Source organism: Arthrobacter sp. Y3224055 (genome assembly GCF_059090825.1).
The window spans coordinates 19378-41453 of record NZ_JBNHGB010000004.1; the positions used below are offsets into that span (position 1 = coordinate 19378).

21 protein-coding genes and 2 riboswitches are annotated in these 22076 nt (G+C 68.4%); of the genes, 12 read left to right on the top strand and 9 right to left on the bottom strand.

The genetic code is table 11. The annotated features are described in order from the left end of the window. Nucleotides 1–32: 32 nt before the first annotated feature. Complete coding sequence (locus tag AC5RTY_RS10675) at nucleotides 33–989, bottom strand: zinc-binding dehydrogenase (RefSeq protein ID WP_494139502.1); 957 nt, start codon at nucleotides 987–989, stop codon at nucleotides 33–35. A 327-nt stretch (nucleotides 990–1316) separates the two neighbouring features. Then, nucleotides 1317–1431, top strand: a riboswitch (SAM riboswitch). Nucleotides 1432–1506: 75 nt separating this feature from the next. On the opposite strand from AC5RTY_RS10675, the gene AC5RTY_RS10680 reads away from it, so the two are divergent. The 4 genes from AC5RTY_RS10680 to AC5RTY_RS10695 all read left to right on the top strand — a co-directional run bounded on the left by AC5RTY_RS10680 (nucleotide 1507) and on the right by AC5RTY_RS10695 (nucleotide 7404). Then, on the top strand, nucleotides 1507–2745 hold the full coding sequence (locus tag AC5RTY_RS10680) for an acyl-CoA dehydrogenase family protein (protein WP_494075883.1): 1239 nt from the start codon (nucleotides 1507–1509) through the stop codon (nucleotides 2743–2745). Between the two features lie 186 nt (nucleotides 2746–2931). After that, a complete protein-coding gene (locus AC5RTY_RS10685; protein ID WP_494075882.1) occupies nucleotides 2932–4257 on the top strand; it encodes an acyl-CoA dehydrogenase family protein in 1326 nt (441 codons plus the stop codon). Nucleotides 4258–4271: 14 nt separating this feature from the next. After that, entirely contained in the window at nucleotides 4272–5732 is a 1461-nt protein-coding gene (locus AC5RTY_RS10690; RefSeq protein ID WP_494139503.1) for an APC family permease, read from the top strand. A 72-nt stretch (nucleotides 5733–5804) separates the two neighbouring features. Beyond that, a riboswitch (SAM riboswitch) is annotated at nucleotides 5805–5894 on the top strand. An 88-nt stretch (nucleotides 5895–5982) separates the two neighbouring features. Then, nucleotides 5983–7404 (top strand): LLM class flavin-dependent oxidoreductase, encoded by a 1422-nt coding sequence (locus tag AC5RTY_RS10695; RefSeq protein ID WP_494075880.1) that lies wholly within the window; start codon nucleotides 5983–5985, stop codon nucleotides 7402–7404. 78 nt (nucleotides 7405–7482) lie between these two features. Here the strand turns inward: AC5RTY_RS10695 and AC5RTY_RS10700 are convergent, their stop codons facing one another. Next, a complete protein-coding gene (locus AC5RTY_RS10700; protein ID WP_494075879.1) occupies nucleotides 7483–8322 on the bottom strand; it encodes a DUF1206 domain-containing protein in 840 nt (279 codons plus the stop codon). 343 nt (nucleotides 8323–8665) lie between these two features. On the opposite strand from AC5RTY_RS10700, the gene AC5RTY_RS10705 reads away from it, so the two are divergent. From AC5RTY_RS10705 to AC5RTY_RS10720, 4 genes are all read left to right on the top strand, one after another. Then, nucleotides 8666–9070 (top strand): MmcQ/YjbR family DNA-binding protein, encoded by a 405-nt coding sequence (locus tag AC5RTY_RS10705; RefSeq protein ID WP_494013279.1) that lies wholly within the window; start codon nucleotides 8666–8668, stop codon nucleotides 9068–9070. Nucleotides 9071–9073: 3 nt separating this feature from the next. Continuing rightward, nucleotides 9074–9619, top strand: a complete 546-nt coding sequence (locus AC5RTY_RS10710; protein WP_494013278.1) for a DUF1990 domain-containing protein — start codon at nucleotides 9074–9076, stop codon at nucleotides 9617–9619. Between the two features lie 85 nt (nucleotides 9620–9704). Further along, a complete protein-coding gene (locus tag AC5RTY_RS10715; RefSeq protein WP_494002047.1) occupies nucleotides 9705–10025 on the top strand; it encodes a putative quinol monooxygenase in 321 nt (106 codons plus the stop codon). A 56-nt stretch (nucleotides 10026–10081) separates the two neighbouring features. Further along, a complete protein-coding gene (locus tag AC5RTY_RS10720) occupies nucleotides 10082–10882 on the top strand; it encodes an SDR family oxidoreductase (RefSeq protein WP_494013277.1) in 801 nt (266 codons plus the stop codon). A 29-nt stretch (nucleotides 10883–10911) separates the two neighbouring features. Here AC5RTY_RS10720 and AC5RTY_RS10725 read toward each other — a convergent pair whose 3' ends face one another. Beyond that, nucleotides 10912–11904, bottom strand: coding sequence for a LacI family DNA-binding transcriptional regulator (locus AC5RTY_RS10725; RefSeq protein ID WP_494002342.1), 993 nt, complete (start codon nucleotides 11902–11904; stop codon nucleotides 10912–10914). Between the two features lie 208 nt (nucleotides 11905–12112). On the opposite strand from AC5RTY_RS10725, the gene uriH reads away from it, so the two are divergent. From uriH to AC5RTY_RS10740, 3 genes are read left to right on the top strand one after another with little or no spacing between them, the layout of a single operon-like run. Then, nucleotides 12113–13156: a uridine-preferring nucleoside hydrolase UriH gene (gene uriH, locus AC5RTY_RS10730; protein WP_494075878.1), complete on the top strand. Its 1044-nt coding sequence runs from the start codon at nucleotides 12113–12115 to the stop codon at nucleotides 13154–13156. Beyond that, the gene (gene uriT / locus AC5RTY_RS10735; protein WP_494002050.1) at nucleotides 13153–14577 is read left to right on the top strand and encodes a uridine transporter UriT; all 1425 of its coding nucleotides are present in this window, start codon (nucleotides 13153–13155) and stop codon (nucleotides 14575–14577) included. The genes uriH and uriT overlap by 4 nt, the downstream gene beginning before the upstream one ends. Next, on the top strand, nucleotides 14574–15533 hold the full coding sequence (locus tag AC5RTY_RS10740) for a ribokinase (RefSeq protein ID WP_494139504.1): 960 nt from the start codon (nucleotides 14574–14576) through the stop codon (nucleotides 15531–15533). Before uriT ends, AC5RTY_RS10740 begins: the two co-directional genes overlap by 4 nt. Nucleotides 15534–15605: 72 nt before the next feature. On the opposite strand, the gene AC5RTY_RS10745 is transcribed toward AC5RTY_RS10740, so the two are convergent. The 4 genes from AC5RTY_RS10745 to purS form a co-directional block, all read right to left on the bottom strand. Beyond that, nucleotides 15606–16007 (bottom strand): VOC family protein, encoded by a 402-nt coding sequence (locus AC5RTY_RS10745; protein ID WP_494075876.1) that lies wholly within the window; start codon nucleotides 16005–16007, stop codon nucleotides 15606–15608. 133 nt (nucleotides 16008–16140) lie between these two features. After that, nucleotides 16141–18555 (bottom strand): phosphoribosylformylglycinamidine synthase subunit PurL, encoded by a 2415-nt coding sequence (gene purL / locus AC5RTY_RS10750; protein ID WP_494139505.1) that lies wholly within the window; start codon nucleotides 18553–18555, stop codon nucleotides 16141–16143. Continuing rightward, nucleotides 18556–19338, bottom strand: coding sequence for a phosphoribosylformylglycinamidine synthase subunit PurQ (gene purQ, locus AC5RTY_RS10755; protein WP_493977174.1), 783 nt, complete (start codon nucleotides 19336–19338; stop codon nucleotides 18556–18558). Next, nucleotides 19338–19610 (bottom strand): phosphoribosylformylglycinamidine synthase subunit PurS, encoded by a 273-nt coding sequence (gene purS / locus AC5RTY_RS10760; protein ID WP_494002056.1) that lies wholly within the window; start codon nucleotides 19608–19610, stop codon nucleotides 19338–19340. The genes purQ and purS overlap by 1 nt, the downstream gene beginning before the upstream one ends. A gap of 222 nt (nucleotides 19611–19832) precedes the next feature. Here purS and AC5RTY_RS10765 point away from each other — a divergent pair, with 222 nt between their 5' ends. After that, nucleotides 19833–20003 (top strand): hypothetical protein, encoded by a 171-nt coding sequence (locus AC5RTY_RS10765; RefSeq protein ID WP_494013269.1) that lies wholly within the window; start codon nucleotides 19833–19835, stop codon nucleotides 20001–20003. 189 nt (nucleotides 20004–20192) lie between these two features. Here the strand turns inward: AC5RTY_RS10765 and AC5RTY_RS10770 are convergent, their stop codons facing one another. Beyond that, nucleotides 20193–20534: a serine protease inhibitor gene (locus AC5RTY_RS10770; RefSeq protein WP_494075874.1), complete on the bottom strand. Its 342-nt coding sequence runs from the start codon at nucleotides 20532–20534 to the stop codon at nucleotides 20193–20195. A gap of 257 nt (nucleotides 20535–20791) precedes the next feature. Continuing rightward, nucleotides 20792–21832 carry a 3-methyladenine DNA glycosylase gene (locus AC5RTY_RS10775; RefSeq protein WP_494075873.1) on the bottom strand — a complete coding sequence of 347 codons (1041 nt, stop codon included), beginning with the start codon at nucleotides 21830–21832 and terminating at the stop codon, nucleotides 20792–20794. Between the last annotated feature and the right edge of the window lie 244 nt (nucleotides 21833–22076).

Consider the following 22076-nt stretch of genomic DNA (forward strand, 5'->3'; position numbering starts at 1 on the left):
CCGCCTTCGGACGGCCGCCTCGAGTCCCCGCATCACTCGTACACAGCAATGAAGCGGCCGACGACACCTCCCTCGCGAAGCTTGTCGATTGCGCCGGGAATGTCGGCATGCTTGATGTGGTTCATGGGTGGTTTGAGCTGACCGCTCTTCATAAGCTCGTAGATGCCGGCAAGATCCTCCTTGGTACCGGACTTTGAGCCCCTGATGGAGAGCTGGTTGATGATGATCGGGTAGGTATTGATGGTCGATTCCAACCGGCCCATGCCCACCTGAACCAAGGTGCCGAACTCAGCGAGGGTTTCGATGGCGGCCGAGGTCGTGGTGCCGAAGCCGGCGTAGTCCACGATCAGCTCCAGGTTCTTGTCCTTGAACTCTTCGATCGAGGCGCCGACGCCAGCCAATCCGATCTCGTCGGCCAGTTTCTGGGTTTCCGGATTGACCTCGGCGCCGTACACCTCGGCGCCGACCAACGCGGCACAGCGTGCACCGATGTAGCCCAGTCCGCCCAGGCCGATGACACCGACCTTCATGCCGTTCTTCGCCCCGCCGACCGCCATCATGGCATGGTAGGCGGTCAAGCCGGCGTCGGTCGCCATCGCGCCGAGGTCGAACGGCACTTCGTCGGGCAGGGCGACGAGATTGTCGCCGGTCGCGCGAAGCTTGGCGGCGAAGCCTCCATCCCACTTCCCGTAACCCAATGCGTCCCCGTCCGACATCACCGGAGAGAGGCCTACGCGGTCGCCAATCTTCCAATGGTCCATGCCCTCGCCGACCTCGCTGATAACGCCGGCGGATTCATGGCCCATGGTGCGGGGCAGGCCGTGCTGGAACAGCGCCATCCATCCCGGATCATCGAGCGTCGAGACGTCCGAGTGACAGACCCCCGACGCCTTGACGTCGACGACCACTTCACCGGGGCCAGCGTGGGGTTCCTGAACCTCATTAAGCTCCAGCGGCTTCTTCGTGCCGACAAATTGCCATGCCTTCATGATGAACCTCCCGTACGACGGCCAGCGGACGGTGCCCGTCCCGGCCCGGCCATATTGGCAGTGCACCTCCACGGTAGTCCCCTCGTAACCAGGCCAGTAGGGGACAGCCGCGCAGAGGAATGCGCACGGCTCAATGCGCCGGGCGGAAGCCTGCAGCCCCAGCCCGTGGAGCCGGGCGGAAGCCTGCCGGCCCCAGCCCCCGGAGCCGGCTGGGGCGACGGGCCGTCGTCGTCATCAGAAGCGGTTTCCGTAACAAACGGCAGCAGAATGTCATGGCCTGTCATGTGCTTCCCTGCGCCGGATCGGCCCCGGCATACTCGACTCCGAGATCAAGAGTCCCAACGACAAGCTCTGGCTGGTTGGGCGGCAACCCTCTCCCGTAGCGGGGTGCCCCAGATGAGGATCCGGCCGCGCACAACACCGTGCCCGGCAAGTACGGCCCCCTCCGGGCTGCGCCCCAACCGTGACGGTTGCTGCGCCGCGGGTCCGGATGGGAGCCCCGCCGTGAGGAGCCAACATGACCGCCGTCGTGACCGCCAACAACCCGCAAACCCGCCGAGCCCCGTGGGCCGGACAGGCTACCGCCGAGGAACTGGCCCGATGGCAGCAAGTAGCCGAAGGCGTTGCCGCCGCGCTGGCCCCGGACGTGCTGGAGCGCGACCGACGCAACGCCGACCCGCACGCCGAGGTGGAGCTGCTGCGCAACTCGGGCCTGCTCAACCTGATTATCCCGGCCGACTGGGGCGGCGAGGGCGGGCACTGGGAGAGCGCGCTGCACGCCGTGCGCATCCTGGCCCGCACGGACGCGTCGATCGCGCAAATACTCGGTTACCACTACGCCAACCTGGGCGCCGTCGTGTTCTACGGTGATGCGCAGGTCCAGGAACGACTGCTAAGCCGCTCCGCGCGGGGCCGCTGGTCCTGGGGCGACTCCGTGAACCCGGTGGACCCGAATCTGGAACTGGTTCCCGACGGCGACGGCTTCCGGCTGAACGGCACCAAGCACTTCTCCACCGGCGCTTCCGTCGGCGACGCCATCCTGGTCAATGCCGTGATCGCGGCCGGACCCGAGCGGGGCAAGTTCCTGGCCCTCGCGCTGGAGCATGACCGAACGGGCATCGGATACCTCGGGGACTGGGATGCGCTCGGCCAGCGGCTCTCGGCCAGTGGTTCGGTGAAGTACGACGGCGTGCAGGTCACCGCCGCGGACATCATCGGTGAGGTGGGGGAGGAGCCTTTCTCCACGCTGGTTACCCCGTACATCCAGCTGGTTTTCGGCAACCTCTACCTGGGCATCGCGCAGGGGGCGCTGGACCGCGGGCGCCGGATCACGCTGGCGCGCCGGAACTCCTGGTTCCTCAGCGCGCAGGAGACCTATGCCCAAGACCCGCTGACCCAGCGGGTCTATGGCGAGCTGGTGTCGCGGGTCGCCGCGGTGGAGGCCCTGGCCGACCGGACGAACGCCAGGTTCGACGCTGTTATTGCCGCCGGCGCGCAGCTGAGCGCGGAGTCCCGGGCGGACCTCGCGCTCGAGATCGCGCGGCTCAAGGTCGTGTCCACCGAGGTGGGGGTGGACGTGGCGAACCGCATCTTCGAGACCACCGGCTCGTCCTCCGCGAAAACCGAGGTCGGGCTGGACATTTTCTGGCGCAACATCCGCACGCACACCCTGCACGACCCGGTCGACTACAAGAAGGTCGAGGTCGGCGCCAACTACCTGCTCGGCGACGTCCAGCCGATTTCGCTCTACACCTGAGCGGAGCAGAACGCCGCTCACCCTGCCCGCAACCCCCGGGTCACCTCATGACTGCCCGCCATCCACGGGCCCACCACCGCTGCCCGCCATCACCGATGCCCCCAACCCCCGGGGGCCCTATCACCGATGCCCCAAACCCGGGCGCCCCACCTGACGCCCTCACGGCCGAACCTTCAGGAGAACACCATGACTGAAACACTCGACAAACTCACCACGGCCTTCGACGCCGCGGCCGCCAAATACCGTCCGATCTTCGCGCGCATCGCCGCCGGGGCGTTGAGCCGCGAGCTCACCCGCGAGCTGCCGTTTGAACAGATCGGCTGGCTGAAGGACGCCGGCTTCGGCGCGGCCCGGATCCCGTCCGAGATCGGCGGCGACGGGCTGGACTGGGAAGAGTTCACCCGACTCCTGATCGAGCTCGCCGCCGCGGACAGCAACATTCCGCAGGCGCTGCGTTCGCACATCGCCTTGGTGGAGGAAAACCTGTACCACCACGGGCGCACCTCGGACCGCAATGCGTGGCTGCGGCGCTTCGCATCCGGCGAGCTGGCCGGCAACGCCTGGACCGAACCGGGCGCCGGGGGAACCGCCACCGTGCTGTCCGAGACCGGCGGCAAACTGCTGCTGAACGGCCGCAAGTTCTACACCACCGGCACCATCTTCGCGGACTGGATCGATGTCACCGCCAAGCGCCCGGACGGCTCCGATGTCTCGGTGATCATTTCCACCAAGACGCCGGGCGTGGAAACCTTCGACGACTGGGACGGTTTCGGCCAGCGGCTCACCGGCAGCGGCACCACCGTGTTTACCGACGCGGTGGTGGACCCGGCCAACGTGTCCGCCTTCGCCGACCGCTTCCCGTACCAGACGGCGCTCTACCAGCACATCCTGCTGGTGACCCTGGCCGGCATCGCCCAGGCCGTCACCAGCGAAGCCGCAGAGAACGTGCGGGACCGCAAGCGGGTGTTCGGCCACGGAAACGCCCCGCTGGTCCGGCACGACGCGCAGGTCCTGCAAGTGGTCGGCGAAATCAGCGCCACATCCTATGCCGCGAAGGCAACCACCCTCGGCGTTGCCCGCAGCCTGGACCGCGTGTTCGCCTCGCGGCAGTCAGACGCCGACGCCGAGAAGGCGGCCAACATCGCCGTCGAACTGGAATCGGGCCGGGCGCAGATTGTGCTCAGCGCCTTGGTCCCGGACGCCGCAGGAGCCCTCTTCAACGCCCTCGGCGCCTCCTCCACCAGCACCGGCAAGGCACTGGACCGGCACTGGCGCAACGCCCGCACCGTGGCGACCCACAACCCGTTCATCTACAAGGCGCGGATCGTCGGTGACTGGGAAGTCAACGGCGCCGAGCCCCCGTACGTCTGGTCGATTGGCGAGGCCAATGCCGACGCCGCCCGTCAGCCACAGAGCGACGCCGCCATTCAGTCACACACCGAGGCCGCGCGTCAGCCACAGAGCGACGCCGCCCGTCCAGCCAGCCAAGCCACCCGCTCCGCGGCCCTCTAGGAAGAAGCCAAACCATGTCTGTATCCGTCAATAACCCAACCCTCGCCGCACCCAAGGCCGCCACGGCCGCCAATGCCGGTGCTCCGCGGCTCTCCGGCCGGCTGGGCGTCGCCAGCATCGTGCTCATCGTGCTGGCCGCCGCGTCGCCACTGGGCGTCATCGGCGGAACCGTCCCGCTGGCCATCGTCAGCGGCAACGGCGCTGGCCTTCCCTTCATCTACCTGTTGGCCATGGCCATCCTGCTGTTGTTTGCCGTCGGCTTCACCACAATGACACCGCACGTGCCAACGGCCGGCGCGTTCTTCAGCTACGTCGACAAAGGCCTCGGCCGCAGGGCGGGCTTGGGGGCGGCCTTCGTGGCCCTGCTCTCCTACCTCGCGCTGGAAGCCGGCGTCTACGGCCTGCTGGCGCCGGCCGTCGACGAAGTGGTGCGCGCCTACGGCGGGCCGGCACTGCCATGGTGGGCATGGGCCGCTGCCGCCCTGGCCGCCGTCGCCTGGCTGGGCCACCGCAACATCGAGCTCTCCGGCAAGGTGCTGGGGGTACTGCTGGTCGCCGAGGTGCTGATCGTGCTGGTTTTGGACGCTGCCGTAATTTTTGGCGGCGGCGGTCGCGAGGGCCTGTCCACCGGGTTCGTCACCCCGTCCACCGTGCTGTCCGGGGCGCCCGGCATCGCGCTGTTGTTCGCCATCCTGAGTTTCATTGGCTTCGAGGCCACCGCCGTGTTTCGCGACGAGGCACGGGACCCGGACAAGACGATCCCGCGCGCCACCTATGTAGCCCTCATCGTGGTGGGCGGCTTCTACGCGCTCTCCAGCTGGCTGCTGATCAGCGTGTGGGGCGACGAGGGCATCGTCCAAAAGGCCACGGACGCGCCCGGCACCTTGCTCTCGGAGACTACCGCGCTCTACCTCGGAACCGCGGGCAGCCACGTCATCCAGGTACTGCTGGCCAGCAGCCTGTTCGCCTGCATCCTGTCCCTGCACAACATCAGCTCACGCTATTTCTTCCAGATCGCCGGACAAGGCATTTTCCCCGCCAAGCTGGCCGGCACGCACACCCGGCACCACTCGCCACATCTGGCCTCGGCCGCTTCGACCGGAGTGGTGGCCCTGTTCCTGCTGGCCGCGGTGGTGGCCGGCTGGGACCCCATCGTGCAGTTCTACACCTGGTTTGCCGGTTTCGCCTCCCTGGGCGTGGTGGTGCTGATGACGGTCACCAGCATCGCGGTGCTGGTTTTCTTCCGCCGGCAGGGCGCACCGGCCCGCGACTGGAAGCGCTCGGTCGCCCCGGCTCTCGGACTCCTCGGGCTGCTGGCCATCCTGGGCCTGATCCTGCAGAACCTGCCCACCCTGGTCGGCAACAGTGTGCCGCTGGCGATCGCCGTCGTCGTCCTGATTCTTGTCTGCCTGGGGGCCGGAGCGGTGGCGGGATGGAAGCGTCCGCAGGCCAAAGCCGGCTCCGCCCCGGCGTAACGCGTCGTAATTCTTACCCCGCGTGACGCAGGACATTTCCCTCCGGGCGCCCGCGGGTGTCCAATGGAGGGGTACCCATCCAGAGCGGCCGAGAGACCTGGCTTGTTGACGCCGCAGCAACCCCCTCCCTGAGGAAGGTGCTACCGCCAGGACCGATGGAGAAGCTCGATCTCTCGTTGGTCTTCCGTTGGCAGCCGCATGCCCGACGGAGGGCCGGCGCGGGCTCTTCTCATCAGAAAAGGAGCCTGACATGACCGTAAACAACCCGCAGCCCAACCCCCGGCGCCAGATTCGTTTCAACGCCTTCGACATGAACTGCGTGGGCCACCAGTCGCCCGGACTGTGGCGCCACCCGCAGGACAAGTCCGCCAACTACAACACCATCGGCTACTGGACCCACCTGGCCAAGGTGCTGGAAAAGGGCCTGTTCGACGGCCTGTTCATCGCCGACGTGCTCGGCACCTACGACGTCTTCGGATCCTCCAACGAGACCACGCTGCGCGCCGGCACGCAGGTCCCGGTGAACGATCCGTTCATGCTGGTCTCGGCGATGGCCGCGGTGACCGAGAACCTCGGCTTCGGCGTCACCGCCGGCACCGCCTACGAGCACCCGTACCCGTTCGCCCGCCGCCTGGCCACGCTGGACCACCTGACCAACGGGCGGGTCGGCTGGAACGTGGTCACCGGTTACCTGCCCTCGGCGGCACGCAACATGGGCCAGGAAGACCAGTTGGAGCACGACGAGCGCTACAACCACGCGGACGAATACCTCGAGGTCATCTACAAGCTGCTCGAGGGCTCGTGGGAGGACGACGCCGTGGTCAAGGACGTCGAAACCGGCGTCTTCACCGACCCGGCGAAGGTCCACGAGATCCGGCACGAGGGCAAGTACTTCAAGGTTCCCGGCATCGCCATCACCGAGCCGAGCCCGCAGCGCACCCCGGTCATCTTCCAGGCCGGGGCCTCCAAGCGCGGCACCGAGTTCGCCGCCGAAAACGCCGAAGCAGTGTTCGTGACCTGCCCGACCAAGGAGATGCTGGCCGCATCCGTGAAGAAGATCCGCGACGCCGTGGAAGCGGCCGGGCGCCACCGCTACGACGTCCGCATCTACGCCATGCAGACCGTGGTGACCGGACCGGACACCGCCGCCGCGCAAGCCAAATTCGAGGACTACAAGTCCTACGCGGACATCAACGGGGCGCTGGCGCTGATCTCCGGCTGGATGGGCGTGGACCTGTCCACCTACGGCCCGGACGACGTGATCGGCGAAAACGTGAAGTCCAACGCCATCCAGTCCTCCGTGGAGACCTTCCAGAAGGCCTCCGGCGATAGCGGCAAGCCGTGGACCATCCGGCAGCTGGCCGAATGGGTCGGCGTCGGCGGTTTCGGCCCGATCACCGTCGGCTCCGGCGCGGAGGTGGCCGCCAAGCTCGTGGAGTGGGTCGACGAGACCGACGTGGACGGGTTCAACCTGGCCTACGCGATTACCCCGGGCACGTTCGAGGACATCGTGGAATTCGTCGTGCCGGAGCTGCAGAAGCTGGGCGCCTACCCCACGGAGTACGCGCCAGGGACCCTGCGCAACAAGCTCTTCGGCCGCGGCGACAAGCTGCCGGAAAACCACCGGGCCGCCGGCTTCCGCCTGCAGAACGCGCTCGCCCACCGAGCGTAGGCCACGGCAGAACCATCTGAACAACGACGGCGGTGCGCCTGGCCCACGGGGAGGCGCACCGCCGTCGTTCTCCGGTGCCTACATCTTCGCGTAGCGCGCCCGGGCGCCCATGTAGAGGCCGTAACAGATCAGGCCAACGGCGACGACGGCGAGTGCGGCCGGGCCGAAAGACTGGTCGCGCAGCGCCTTGAGCGCCCCGTCCAACCCCTTGACCTCCTGCGGGTCGTGCTGCACCGCGGCCACCGCCAGCAGCAGCCCCAGCACGAACAGTGCCAGCCCCTTGCCCGCATAACCCACGACGCCGGTCCACGTCACGGCGGTGCCGGTGCTGCCCCCGGGGAGCCGTTTGAGGTCGTCCAGGAACTTCTTCTTCAGGCCCTTGTACACGTAGAAAACGCCGGCGCCCATGATGACGGCGCCAATCAGGAACAGGACAACGGCACCGCCGGGCCACTGCATCAGCCTGGTGCTGGCGTCCTGGGAGCTCCGGCTGCTGTCGGCGCCGGAACCCAGCGCGAAGCTGCCGAACGACACCGCCACCACCGTGTACGCGAGGGCCAGTCCCACGGACTTCGCCCGGTAGCCCCACCTCTTCTTTGCCTCCCGGCCGCGGCCGCCGAACACCGCCTCGCTGATCTGCCACAAGGCCAGGGCGGCGGCGGCAAGCATGCCCGCCCAGAGCAGGAACATCCCGCCCGGAGTCTTCGCCAGGCTGGAGGCGGCCCCGGTCTGGTCCGCCTCGCCGCCTCCGCCGAAGGCGAGCCGGAGCGCGATAGCGCCGATCAGCACGTGCAGCAGGCCGCTGGCCACGTAACCGAACCGCGCCACCCGCTCGAACGCCTTGGAATTGGCGGCGACCTCGGTCTTGTCCTTGGCCCTGCCGGCCGCCCGCTTCGCTTCCCTGCCGGTGTCTGACATGGGTCTCCTCTCCAGAGCCGTCGCCCGTTCCGAAACCCGCCGGCGGCACCGAAGCCCGCCGTCGTTCCCCGTGAAACAACTGTGAAACCATCCTGCCACCGAAGTTGCCGCCGCGCACCGGGCGGGACTCGGGCGGGATGCGGTCCAGGGGGCGTCGGGTCAGGCTCGGGTGGGGCGGGGCACGGAGGCCGGGTGGGCACGTCGATCTCCGCAGAACCGTGAGCGGCGCGGGCGACGCTCGGGCGGGGCGAGGCACGGGCGGGGCGAGGCACGGAGGCCGGGTGGTACGTCGATCTGCGCAGAACCGTGACCGGCGCGGGCCGGGAGCAGTAGGCTCGTGCCCATGGACGCAACCGCCCTGCGCGCATTCTGCCTGTCCCTGCCCGGGGCGTTCGAGGACTTCCCGTTTGGGCCCGAGTCGTCGGTGTTCAAGGTCCGGGCGGCAGGCCGAGCGGCGAAGATGTTCGCGCTCTCGGACCTGCAGGCGCCGCGGTTGAGCATCAGCCTCAAGTGCGAACCGGTGCTGGCGCAGCAGCTCCGCGCGGCGCATCCGGAGATCACGGGTGCCTATCACATGAACAAAACGCACTGGAACGGCGTGCGCTGCGACGGCGGGCTGCCCGACGACATGCTGCGGGACATGATCGAGGACTCCTACGACCTGGTGGTGGCGTCGCTGCCGCGCCGCGACCGCGAGATGCTGGGCTGGATGGGCCTGGCCAGGGGCGACGATGCGCGGCAGGGCTGAGCGGTGAGGGCCGAGGACCTGGGCGGGGTTCCGCTGACGTACGACGGCGTGGGGTTGAGCCGGGAGCGCACCTCGCCGCCGGGATACCGGGTCGTCGACGAGCGGGTCGGTGTCGGTGAGGGGGAAGACGCTTTTCACCGGCTGGCCGAGGGGCTGATGGGGTGGGAAGTGCATCGGCTGGCCGGGCTGCGGGTCGATGCCACGGGGCCGGTGGCCGCCGAAGGCGCGGAGGTGGTGTGCGGGTTCGGCGTCGGGCCGCTGCGGCTCGCCATCCCGTGCCGCGTGGTGTGGACGGAACGGACGCCGACCCGGACGGGCTTCGGCTACGGCACCCTGCCTGGACATCCGGAGTCGGGGGAGGAAGGCTTTGTGGCTGTGCTGGAGGGGAGCGGGCGGGTGGTCTTCGAGGTGTTCGCGTTCAGCCGGCATGCCAACTGGTTCTACCGGGCAGGAGCACCGGTGGCGGAGGCCGCACAGCGGCTGGTCACGCGGCGCTATATTGCCGCGGCCAAGGCGCTCGCCGGCGGGCAGGCCGGGCACCGCCGCTAACTGATTGGCCGCACCTGACCTGACGGACCGCGCGGTACATGACAGGATGAAAAGACACCCCCAACAGAAGAAAGGCTGATGCCGCGTGATTTTCATTGTGGTCAAGTTCAAGGTCAAGGACGAGTACGCCGATAACTTCCCCGAACTCGTCCGCGAATTCACCGAGGCGACGCGTGCCGAGCCGGGCAACCTGTGGTTCGACTGGTCGCGCAGCGTGGAGGACCCCAATGAGTACGTGCTGGTCGAGGCCTTCCGGGACGACGCGGCCGAAGCGCATGTGAAGAGCGACCACTTCAAGAAGGCCATGCAGGAGCAGCCGCAGTACCTGCAGGAAACGCCGCGGATCATCAGCCGCCAGGTCGAGGGCGACGACTGGGACCTGATGGGCGAAATGACCGTCGCGTAGCGGCCCGCGCGGCCGGTGGGGCTGGCAAGCGGCCGGTTCTTCGCCACAATAGGCCCATGGAAAATTTCACGCCGCGCACCGCCATCGTCACCGGTTCCGACTCCGGCATCGGCCGGGCCACCGCCGTCGCGCTCGCCCGGGCAGGGCTGGACGTGGGGATCACCTGGCACTCGGACGAAAGCGGGGCTGAAGAGACCGCGCAGGAGGTGCGCGCGCTCGGCCGCAGCGCCGCCGTCGCCCAATTGGACACCACGGACCTGCCCGGCTGCGGCGACGTGGTCGATTCGCTCGCGGAGCAGCTCGGCGGACTGGACGTGTTCGTCAACAACTCCGGCACGGGCGCCTCGGAGCCGTTCCTGGAGCTGGACTACGAGACCTGGCGCCGGGTGGTCGCCACCGACCTGGACGGCGCGTTCGTGTGCATGCAGCGGGCAGCCCGGCGGATGGCGGATGCCGGCCGCGGCGGCCGGATCATCGCCGTGACCAGCGTGCACGAGCACCAGCCGATGATCGGGGCCGCCCCGTACGACGCCGCGAAGCACGGCCTCGGCGGCCTGGTGAAGAACATGGCGCTGGAGCTCGGCCGGCACGGCATCACGGTCAACTCCGTCGCGCCGGGAGAGATCGCCACCGCCATGACCGGCAACGAGGACGAAGACCCGCACCGCATCGACCGGCCGGGCATTCCGCTGGCAAGGCCCGGCGACGCCCGCGAGGTCGCAGCCGTGATCGCCTTCCTCGCGTCGGCCGAAGCCGGCTACGTCACCGGGGCGTCGTGGGTGGTGGACGGCGGCATGCTGCAGATGGGGCCGCAGGCCGGGGCGGCCGTGACCGGGCACGACTGGCGCAAGGTGTAGCCGCGACGGCCCGGACCGCGCCGTCGTTGTTAGTTGGCGGCGATCCGATCCGTGGAGCCGCGCACAATCAGCGAGGCCTCCAAGGTGAGCTGGGGTTGCTCGAGGTCGCGGCCTTCGATCAGGCCGCGCAGCTGTTCGCCGGCCTTGAGGCCCAGGCGGGCGGCGGGAAGGTGGACGGTGGTGAGGCCGGGGTTGCTGGTGGCGGAGTAGGGCAGGTCGTCGAAGCCGGCGACGGCGAGTTCGTCCGGGATCCGCACGCCGGCAACGCGCGCTTGCTGCAGCACGCCGTACGCGTGGGTATCGGTGGCGCAGACGACGGCGGTGACACCCGCTTGCTGCCACTGGGGCCAGGCGGCGCCAAACGCGTCGGCCGACGCGCCGACGTCGATCGTGGTGCTGATCAGGTGGGCCGGGTCCGCGGTCAGCCCGCGAGCGGCCGCTTCCTCCAGGAAGGCCGTCCGGCGAATGGTGAAGGTGGCTGTGCCGGTCACGCTGTCCAGGTACGCCACCCGCTGGTGGCCGGAGGCGGCCAGGTGTGCCGCGAGTTCGCGGGCGCCGTGGGCCACGTCGAGGTTGACGGACGGCGCATAAGCCTCCAGCCCGGGCGCGTCGAGCAGCACCAAGGGGCCCGTGGGGGAGAGGTCCTCGAGGAACGCGGCATCGGGGGCATCCACCAGCAGGCCCGCCGGGCGCAGGGCGAGGAGCCGGCGGATGTCATCCGCACGGGGGAATTCGCCGGCTTCGGTGACGGAGAGCAGCAGCTGGAAGTCCGCGCCGAGGGATTCGCGCACGCCGGCAACGACCTTGGCGAAGAACGGGTTGGAAATGTCCGGCGCCACCAGCACCACAATGGAGCTGACTCCCTTGGCCAGCGAACTGCCCACGCTGTCCACCACGTATCCGAGTTCGGCGATTGCTTGGCTGACCCGGGAGATGTTGTCGGCGGACACCCGCCCGCGCGTTTTGCCGTTCGCCACCAAAGAAACCGTCGCGGGGGAGACGCCGGCGCGTGCCGCCACCATCGCCGCGGTCACTCGCCGACCGACGCGCGGCGGGTGTTGGGGAGGGCGGGCGGAATCCATGAGCCCCATGATAAGCGTAATCAAGCGCAACAAGGCATCAAGCGCTTGACGCGTGCCACGTCAAGCGTTTGACGTGGACCGGAAGGGGATGTCAAACTCGCTGTGACAATTTCCCCGCTGCGGGGCCCCGATGACGTGGAGAGAAAACATGGACGCCACTTCCGCGACGCCCGGACCGAAGAAGATCATCCTGGACTGCGATCCGGGGCACGACGACGCCGTGGCGCTGCTCCTGGCCCACGGCAACCCGAACATCGAACTGCTCGCCGTGACCACCGTCGTCGGCAACCAGACCCTGGCAAAGGTCACCAAGAACGCCCTGGCCGTGGGGACGATCGCCGGCATCACCGGCGTCCCGTTCGCCGCCGGCTGCGACCGCCCGCTGGTGCGCACCATCGAAACCGCGCCGGACATCCACGGCGAGTCCGGCATGGACGGCCCCGCGCAGCCGGAGTCCACGATCGAACTGGACCCGCGGCACGCGGTTGATCTCATCATCGACACGATCATGGCGCACGAACCCGGCACCGTAACCCTGGTCCCGACCGGCGGCCTGACCAACATCGCGATGGCCGCCCGCAAGGAGCCGCGCATCGTCGAGCGGGTCAAGGAAGTCGTGCTGATGGGCGGCGGCTACCACGTGGGCAACTGGTCCGCCGTGGCCGAATTCAACATCATGATCGACCCCGAGGCCGCCCACATCGTCTTCAACGAGAAGTGGCCCCTGGTCATGGTGGGACTGGACCTCACGCACCAGGCACTGGCCACCCCCGACGTCGTCGAGCAAATCGAAGCCGTCGGCACCGGCCCGGCCCGCTTTGTCCGCGAACTGATGGACTTCTTCGCCCAGACGTACAAGGATGCACAGGGCTTCGACTACCCGCCGGTCCACGATCCGTGTGCCGTCGCCTACGTCATCGACCCCACGGTGATGACCACCCGCAAGGTCCCGGTCGACATCGAACTGCAGGGCAAGCTGACCCTCGGCATGACCGTCGCCGACTTCCGCGCCCCCGCGCCGGCCGACTGCCACACCTCCGTGGCCGTGGACCTTGACCGCACCAAGTTCTGGAACCTGGTGACCGATGCGCTGGTCCGCATCGGCGAGGTAGAAACGGGAACCGCCACCACAACGACGACGGCGGCGCCCGCCTCCGCGGCGTCGGTCGCCACCGGGGAGGCAGCGAAATGAGCGCCGTTCTCCACGACACCAAGGCAACCCGCGGCGGCACCACCGCCCTCATGGTCGCCCTGCTGACGGCCTGCGTGGCCTTCCAGCTCAATGCCTCCATGCTCAGCCCCGCCCTGGTCACCATGGGCGAGGAACTGCAGACCGACCAGGCCTCGATCGGCCTGTCCCAGACCTGGTTCTTCACCACGGCCGCGCTGTTCTCCCTGTTCCTGCCCCGGCTGAGCGATATCGTCGGCCGCAAGCGGATCCTCGTCGGCATGATGCTGCTGACGGCCGTCGGCTCCGTGATCGCGGCGCTGGCCCCGGACGTTACGTGGCTCTTCGTGGGCCGGATCATCCAGGGCGTCAGCGGCCCCACCGTTCCGCTGTGCCTCATCATGCTGCGCACCGCCGTGCCCAACCCGCGCACCTACGGCACGCTGATGGGCGTCATCCTCGCGGTCAACGGCGGCGTGGCCGGCGTCGATGCCTTCCTCGGCGGCTACATGGCCGAGCACTACGGCTTCCGCAGCATCTTCTGGTTCATGGTGGTGCTCGCCGTGCTCGCCGCGGTTCTTGTCGCCGTCCTGACGCCCGAGAGCAAACCGCAGGCCGGGACGCGGATGGACTGGACCGGCGTCGTCTTTATTGTTGTCGCAGTCGGTGCCCTGCTCACCGCGCTGAACGAGGCCGCCAAGCTGGTCGGCGCGTTCTCCACGGGAACCCTGATTCTCTCGCTGGTGTTGATCGCCGTGGCCGCCGCAGCGTTCGCCGCCTTCTGGGTCACCGAAAAGCGTACGAAGGAGCCGATGGTCGAGATTGTCCATCTGCGCCAGCGCTCCACGTGGGCGCCGCTGCTGACCACAATCCTGACCATGACCGGCATCTTCGCCGTGATCAACGGGATTGTCCCCGCTTACGTACAGGCCGCCGCACCCGGCTTCGGCCTCGGCCCCACCGAAACGGCGCTGCTCATCCTGACCCCCTACGCGCTGCTGGGCTGGGTCTTCGGCCCGATCAGCGGGCGGCTCGCCCCGGTCCTGGGCTACACCAATGTCCTGCGCATCGGCATGATCGGCAGCATCGTCTCCCTGGTGATCATTGCGCTGTTCGGCCTGAACAGCCTGCCGGTGATGGTCGCCGCCACTGCGCTGCTCGGCATCATGTACGCCGGCACCGCGAACATCATGCTCAACGGGCTCGGCGTGGTGCTCTCGCCCCCGGGCAACCCCGGCTTCCTGCCGGGCATGAACGCCGGAGCCTTCAACCTCGGCGCCGGGCTGAGCTTCCTGGTGCTGCCGGCGGTGCTCGTGGGCACCTCGGCGCTGGGCGACCGCGGCTCTTACCTTACGGTGATTGTGGTCGGCCTGGTCATCACGGTCGCGGCCTTCGCCGCCTCGCTGCTGATCCCCAAGCCCGTTGAGGCCGAGGTGGAAAAGTGAGTCCGCGGGCCGGACGCATCGTCGTCGTTGGTTCACTGAACGCGGACCTGACCATCTACACCGAGCGGCTACCCAACCCGGGCGAAACCCTCCGTGGCGAAGGCTTCACCGTGAACCCGGGCGGCAAGAGCGCCAACCAAGCCGTGGCCGCTGGCCGGCTCGGCGGCAACGTCGCCCTGATCGGCGCCGTGGGCGAGGACTCCAACGGGGACATGCTGTTGGCCTCCGTGGCAGGGGCCGGCGCGGACGTTTCCCGCGTGCGCCGCGCCGCTGGCGTCGAGACCGGCGTCGCGGTCATCACCGTTGACGCAGCGGGGGAAAACAGCATCGTCATTTCCCCCGGCGCCAACGGCACCGTAGTTCCGGATGATGTCGCCGCAGCCGGGGACGTTTTCGATGGCGCCGCCGTCGTTTGCCTCTGCCTTGAGGTCGGCCTGGACGTCGTGGAGGCGACAGCACGAGTAGGGCACGACGCCGGAGCAACAGTGCTGCTCAACCTCTCGCCTTACGCGCCAGTGCCAAGAAGCCTGGCCGAACTCACCGACGTCCTGCTGGTCAACGCGCACGAGGCTTCGCTGTTCCTCGGCGGCGGCGACATGCCCTGCGCCGAGGCCGCCGTTGCCGACTGGGAGCAGGTGCGCTTGCAGTTTGCGGCGCAGGGGCTGGACCGCGTCGTGGTCACTCTGGGCGCCGAAGGCTCCATCGTGCTGGATGGGCATGCCGAGGAGGGGCGCCGTTTCACCCGGATCGCCCCCACCAAGGTTGACGCCGTGGACACCACCGGCGCCGGCGACGCCTTCACCGGGTCCCTCGCGGCACGGCTTGCCGCAGGGGAGGACCTGGCCGAGGCGGCGGCGTTCGCTTCGGTCGCTGCTGCCTTGGCTGCCACGAAGAAGGGAACCCAGGCCGCATATCCGTGGCTGGCGGACGTGGAGCGTCTGCGGACCGGCGCCTGACGAATATAGGCCGTGCCCGGCGGGCACGGCCTATATGTCGTCGCTGCCGGTGACGGCCGGCTCAATCAGCGCTCACGGCGCCGGTTCGTAGCCGACGAGCCAGTGAAGCCCGTGACGATCGATCACTTGGCCATCGGAGGCGCCCCACGGCTTCGGGGCAAGGGGATCGACGACCCGGCCGCCAACGGCGAGCTTGTCGAACCACTCGTGCAGCACCTTGGGCTCGGCCGTCCCGAGCAACGAGAGCATGACGCCCTCGAGCCGGACGCTCTTCTCGCCGGGTGCCGCATCCGATCCGGCCAGGGCGACCACGCCGTTCAGCATTCCGTGGGCTATCTGCCCCGGCGGTCCCACACTGTTACCGAAGTCCTCATTGGTGTGCAGGGAAAGCTCTCCTCCAAAGATCTCTGCATAGAAACCCAGTGCTTCGCGGGCAGTGCCGGGGAAACTGATATAGATCTGCGGTGCCGTCATGGGCACAGCATACAGATACGGATATCCGGCAGCGCTGGGGTGCAGGTCCCCGAGGGGAAGACGAAGAGGGATGTTTCCCGCACCACGGTGCAGGAAACATCCCCCTTTCGCCCGCCCCTGGGCAGGGTGGAACCTACCCGAAGTACTTCGGCAGGGTGCCCTCGTGGGCTTCCTTCAGTTCGGCCAGCGGCACGGAGAACTCGCTCTGGAAGTCCAGCGCGCCGTTCTCGGTGTCCACCACGCCGATGCGCATGAACGGGAAGCCCCGCGCGCCGCACATGTCCTTGAAGCGGACCTCTTCGCTGCGCGCCACGGACACGACGGCGCGTGCCTGGGACTCGCTGAACAGCAACGTGAACAGGTCAACGCCGTCACGTTCGCAGACCTCGGCCAGGCCGATCCGCGCACCAACGCCGAAGCGCAGCGCCATCTCGGACAGGGCAGCGGCCAGGCCGCCTTCGGAGAGATCGTGGGCGGCGTCGATCATGCCGTCCCGGGAGGCGTTGATCAGCAGCTCGCCCAGCAGCTTCTCGGCGGCCAGGTCCACGGCCGGGGGCTTGCCGCCCAGGTGTCCGCGGAGGTTGGCCCATTCGGAGCCGTCCAGCTCGTCGCGGGTGGTGCCCATCAGGTAGATGGCCTGGCCGTCCTCGCGCCAGCCGGACGGGGTGCGGCGGCCGACGTCGTCGAGCTTGCCGAGCATCGCCACGACCGGGGTCGGGTGGATCGGGGTGTTGCCGGTCTGGTTGTACAGCGAGACGTTGCCGCCGGTGACCGGGACGCCCAGTTCCATGCAGCCGTCGGAGAGGCCGCGGATCGCTTCGGCCAGCTGCCACATGACGTCCGGGTCCTCCGGCGAACCGAAGTTCAGGCAGTCGGACACCGCCATCGGGATGGCACCCACAGTTGCGACGTTCCGGTAGGCCTCGGCCAGGGCCAGTTGCGCGCCCTGGTAGGGATCCAGGTAGGTGTAGCGGCCGTTGGCGTCGGTGGCCAAGGCAACCCCGAGACCGGTTTCCTCGTCCACCCGGACCACTCCGGCGTCGTCGGGCATGGCCAGTGCGGTATTGCCGCCCACGTAGCGGTCGTACTGGTTGGTCACCCAGTCCTTCGAGCACATGTTCGGGGACGCCATCAGTTCCAGCACGGCTGCCTTGAGGTCTTCGGCGCTGGCCGGGGGGTTGGCGCCGGCGGCGGAGGCGCGGAAGCCGTCTGCCTGGACCCTGTCCTGCCATTCCGGGCGGGCGTAGGGCCGGTTGTAGACCGGGCCGTCGTGGGCCACGGTGCGCGGGTCGACGTCGACGATGGTCTCGCCGTCCCACTTGATGACCAGGCGGCCGGTGTCGGTGACCTCGCCCAGCCAGGAGTATTCCACGGCCCACTTTGCCATGACGGCCTCGAACGCCTCGACGTTCTCGGGCGAGACCACGGCCATCATGCGTTCCTGCGACTCGGACATCAGGATTTCGCCCGGCGTCAGGGTCGGATCGCGCAGCAGCACGGAGGTCAGCTCGACGTCCATGCCGCCGTCGCCGTTGGAGGCCAGTTCCGAGGTGGCGCAGGAGATGCCGGCGGCCCCCAGGTCCTGGATGCCCTCGACCAGCGAGCCCTTGAACAGTTCCAGGCAGCACTCGATGAGCACCTTCTCCGAGAACGGGTCGCCGACCTGCACCGCGGGACGCTTGGAGGGCTTGGTGTCGTCGAAGGACTCCGAGGACAGGATGGACGCACCGCCGATGCCGTCGCCGCCGGTGCGCGCGCCGAACAGCACCACCTTGTTGCCCTTGCCGGAGGCGTTGGCCAGCCGGATGTCTTCGTGGCGCATGACGCCCACGGCCAGGGCGTTCACCAGCGGGTTGCCCTGGTAAACGGAGTCGAAGACGACCTCGCCGCCGATATTCGGCAGGCCCAGGGAGTTGCCGTAGCCGCCGATGCCGGCGACGGCACCGTGGACGACGCGGGCCGTGTCCGGGTGGTCGATCGCGCCGAAGCGCAGCGGGTCCATCACTGCCACCGGGCGCGCGCCCATGGAAATGATGTCGCGCACGATGCCGCCGATGCCGGTCGCGGCGCCCTGGTACGGCTCGACCATGGTGGGGGAGTTGTGTGACTCGATCTTGAAGGTTACGGCCCAGCCGTCACCCAGGTCCGTCACGCCGGCGTTCTCGCCGATGCCCACCAGCATGTGCTTCTTCATGTCCTCGGTGACCTTGTCGCCGAACTGGCGCAGGTGGACCTTGGAAGACTTGTAGGAGCAGTGCTCGGACCACATCACCGAATACATGGCCAGCTCGGCGGCGGTGGGGCGTCGGCCCAGCACCTTGACTACCTCGTCGAACTCGTTGCGCTTCAATCCCAGCTCGGCCCAGGGCAACTCGGTGTCCGGGGTCTGCGCGGCATGCTCCACGGTGTCGATGTTGAACTGACGCCCCTCGGCGCGTTCGACGGCGTCGGCCGCCCCGCCGTAGCTCTGCACGTGCTCATTGCGTGCCTCGGCCTCGGTTTCCAGCCGGGTATCCACTGTTGCGCTGGTCGGATTGGTCTCGGTCATTTACTTGGCACCTGCCACAATCTTCGTCAAAACGGAGGTGAAAATTCCCAGGCCGTCGGTGCCGCCGCGCAGCTCGACGTCGCCGAAGGCGGAAGAGTCCGGGCCGAAGCCGGCTTCCACGGCGTGTTCGGGGTGCGGCATCAAGCCCACCACGTTGCCCGCGGCGTTGCTGATTCCGGCGATGTCGCGGCGCGACCCGTTCGGGTTGCCGTCCGAGTAGCGGAACACCACGCGGTTCTCGGCTTCCAGCTCGTCCAGGGTCTTCTCGTCGGCGACGTACTGGCCGTCCTGGTTCTTCAGCGGCACCACGATTTCCGCGCCGGCTTCGTACTGGCTGGTCCAGGCCGTGGTGTTGTTCTCCACGCGCAGTCTCTGGTCGCGGCAGAGGAAGTGCAGGTGGTTGTTCTTGATCATGGAGCCGGGCAGCAGGTGTGCCTCGGTCAGCACCTGGAAGCCGTTGCAGATGCCCAGCACCGGCAGCGGATCGTGCTGCGCGTTGGCGGCGTCGGCAATTTGCTCCATCAGCGGGGCAAAGCGGGAGATTGCGCCGGCGCGCAGGTAGTCGCCGTAGGAGAAGCCGCCGGGGATAATCACGCCGTCCACGCCCTGCAGGTCATGGTCGCCGTGCCACAGGCTGACCGCGGTGCCGCCGGCAATCCGCACGGCACGGGCCGCGTCGCGGTCGTCGAGCGTGCCGGGGAAGGTAACGACGCCGATGCGCGCGCCCGAGAGGCCTGCGTCCGGTGCGGGCGAGAAGTCGCCGATCAGGGGAGTCTCAGTCATTATTCGCCGGCCCCGATGGTCGCCTCGGTGATGACCTCCACCCGGGTGACGTCTTCGATCACGGGGTTGGAGAGCAGCGTGGCGGCGGCATGCCGGGCCTGCTCCAGGAGTTCCTCGGTCACCTCGCCGTCAACCGTCAGCTCGAAGCGCTTGCCCTGGCGGACTTCGCTGAAGCCGGCCAGGCCCAGGCGGTTCAGCGCGCCGGCAATGGCTTTGCCCTGCGGATCAAGGATTTCGGGCTTGGGCATGACATCAACAACGATCCGGGGCATCCGGCCACTCCTGTGCTTGGATTGTGCTCTTCAAACGAAGCGAGGCGCGCGGAACTCAGTGCAGTGTCAATCCAACAATTGGTGCCGTCTCACGCTGACCCAGCGCTCCGCGAGCTTGCAGCACTATTCTACCGGCATCGCGGGGCGCTGATTTTACGGGACGACGACGGCGGATCCCGGCAAAACCGTGCCGTCGGCCAGCGGGGCTCGTAGCATGGCTTCATGACGGAGAAGCCGCAGTCCATGCTGCTGCCCATCTTGGCCGCCGTCGTGCTGGGCGGCCTCGGGCGGATGGTCATTCGGAAGAAACGCGACGACCGGCGGACCGCCCGTGCCGCACGCCGGGATCTTGACCGCCGGGTGAGCGAAGTCATGCGCGACGGCCGGCGCTGACCCGGCCGGCCGCGGCGGCCGCTGATCCGGCAGGTTAAGGCGGCGCTGACCTGGTCGGCAACGGCGCCGCTGATCCCGTCGCTTACGGCGGAGCTGACCCGGTAGGTCACGGCAACGGCGCCGCTGATCCCGTCGCTTACGGCGGAGCTGACCCGGTAGGTCACGGCAACGGCGCCGCCTAGGTCGGCACTAAACTTCGCCGGCGCGGCCGCCCAGCAGGGCAGCCATGGCGTTCCACTCAGAGATCTTGCACCCGTCGGTGAGGGAGAAGTGCTTGTTCACCTCGTGGCCGTTAAAGGTGCCGGTGACGTGGGCCTGCTGCGGGCCGCCGTATTGCTGGGTGCAGAGGCGGTTGGGATCGGGCAGCTCGAAGAAGACCCTGTTCCCGTGCTTGGCCAGCGCGGCGCAAGCACCCTCCGGGTCCCTGACCGTGGAGCCTTCGGCGGGACGGGAATCCCGGCACACCAGCAGTTGCTCAAGCCGGGCGGTGCTGTCGGCGGAGGTCAGCATGATGGACAGTTTGGCATCCACGGCTACACCTTTCTGATTGTCCGTCGGGGGTTCCGAGGGAGCGGGTTCCGACGGGGAAGGGGTCCGCTCGTCGCCCGGGGATGGGGTATCGCCGTCGCCCGGGGAAGCGGGAACGGCGATGCCGGGGGAAGGCTGCGGCTGGTCGCCCTGGCCGCAGGCCGCCAGCCATGGCAGGAAGAGCAGGCAGGAAAGGAGCACCGCCGCTTGGCGGCAACGGGCCCGCCGCCGCCCTGGACGCTCCGCCTCAACGGCCATGGTCAGTCCTCCGTTCGGATCTTTCCCGGAGCGGAGTGACGCGCGCCCGCACGGTGCGACGACGAGTTCCCCTCCGTCCCGCGGTCCTGCACATCAGGTGCCTTGAGCACATCCAGTGCCTCCAGCACGTCCAGGGCTTCCAGGAGCCGGAGGCGCAGCGCCTGCGCCTCCTCGGCAAACGCCCGCTGGGCCGCCACGTACTGGGCGCGGCCCTCGGTGGTCTCGATCCTGACCGGTTCGTAGCCCCAGCCCGAGAGGTCGTAGGGCGAGGCCCGCATGTCCAGCTCGCGGATCCGCCAGGACAGCTCGAAGCAGTCCATCACCAGTTCGCTGGGCAGCGCCGGGGCCAGCTTGTACGCCCATTTGTACAGGTCCATGTTGGCGTGCAGGCAGCCGGGCTGTTCCATCTGCCGCTGGTTTTCCCGGGTGGGCTGCAGCGTGTTCAGCGGTACGGCCTGCGGCGTGTAAAACCGGAAGGCGTCGAAGTGCGAGCAGTTGATCCGGCTGCCCTCCACCACCTGGTCTGTTCCCTCCGCGCCGAGCCGCAGCTCCAGGTAGTCGTGCCGGACGCCGTTGAGCCGTGACTTGTAGGCCATCGCCCACTCGTGCAGCCCGAAGCAGCCGAACCGGGCCGGCCGCGACGCGGCGCCGGCCAGGATTTCCCGCGAGAACGCCACCGCCGTTCCCCGCGCCGCCAGGAAGGCTTCGGCGTCGAAGGTGACGGCACCGGCGTCGGGCCCCACACCCGCGGTGCGGCACTCGGCGGCGGTCAGCGCCCGATAAAACTTCCACCCGCGGCGCTCGCCGGCGTCGTCGCCGGTCAACACCACGCCAGCGCCGGGATGCCAGCGCGCCAGCTGCCCCGGCTTCAAGCTGTAATACGTGAAGAGGAAGTCTTCCACCGGGTGTTTCAGCCCGGCCGAGCGGCGTTGCAGGTAGGGCTGGGTGAAGCGCTCGGCGCGCTCACCGTGGGCCCGGGCGCGCGGCAGCCACTGCTCCGGTTCGAGCACCCGGAGCCGGTCGAGGAGAACCTGCGGCGCCATGGTTCCATTGTCCCAGCCGCCGCGTCAGATTGGCACCCGGCTTATAGCACCGCCGGCCCGCGCAGGGAAGTACGCGCAGGGTATTTCCGCGGCGGCGCACCCAAGAAGGGTGAAACGGTTCTTTCAGACCTTCCGGTGCGGTACTTTGATCCCACAGACGCACCAATGTGGCTGTTGTCACAGATGGGGATGGGGCCGGCCTCGCACGCCGGGGAAATCCAATACCCTGCGGCCGCACGGCCTG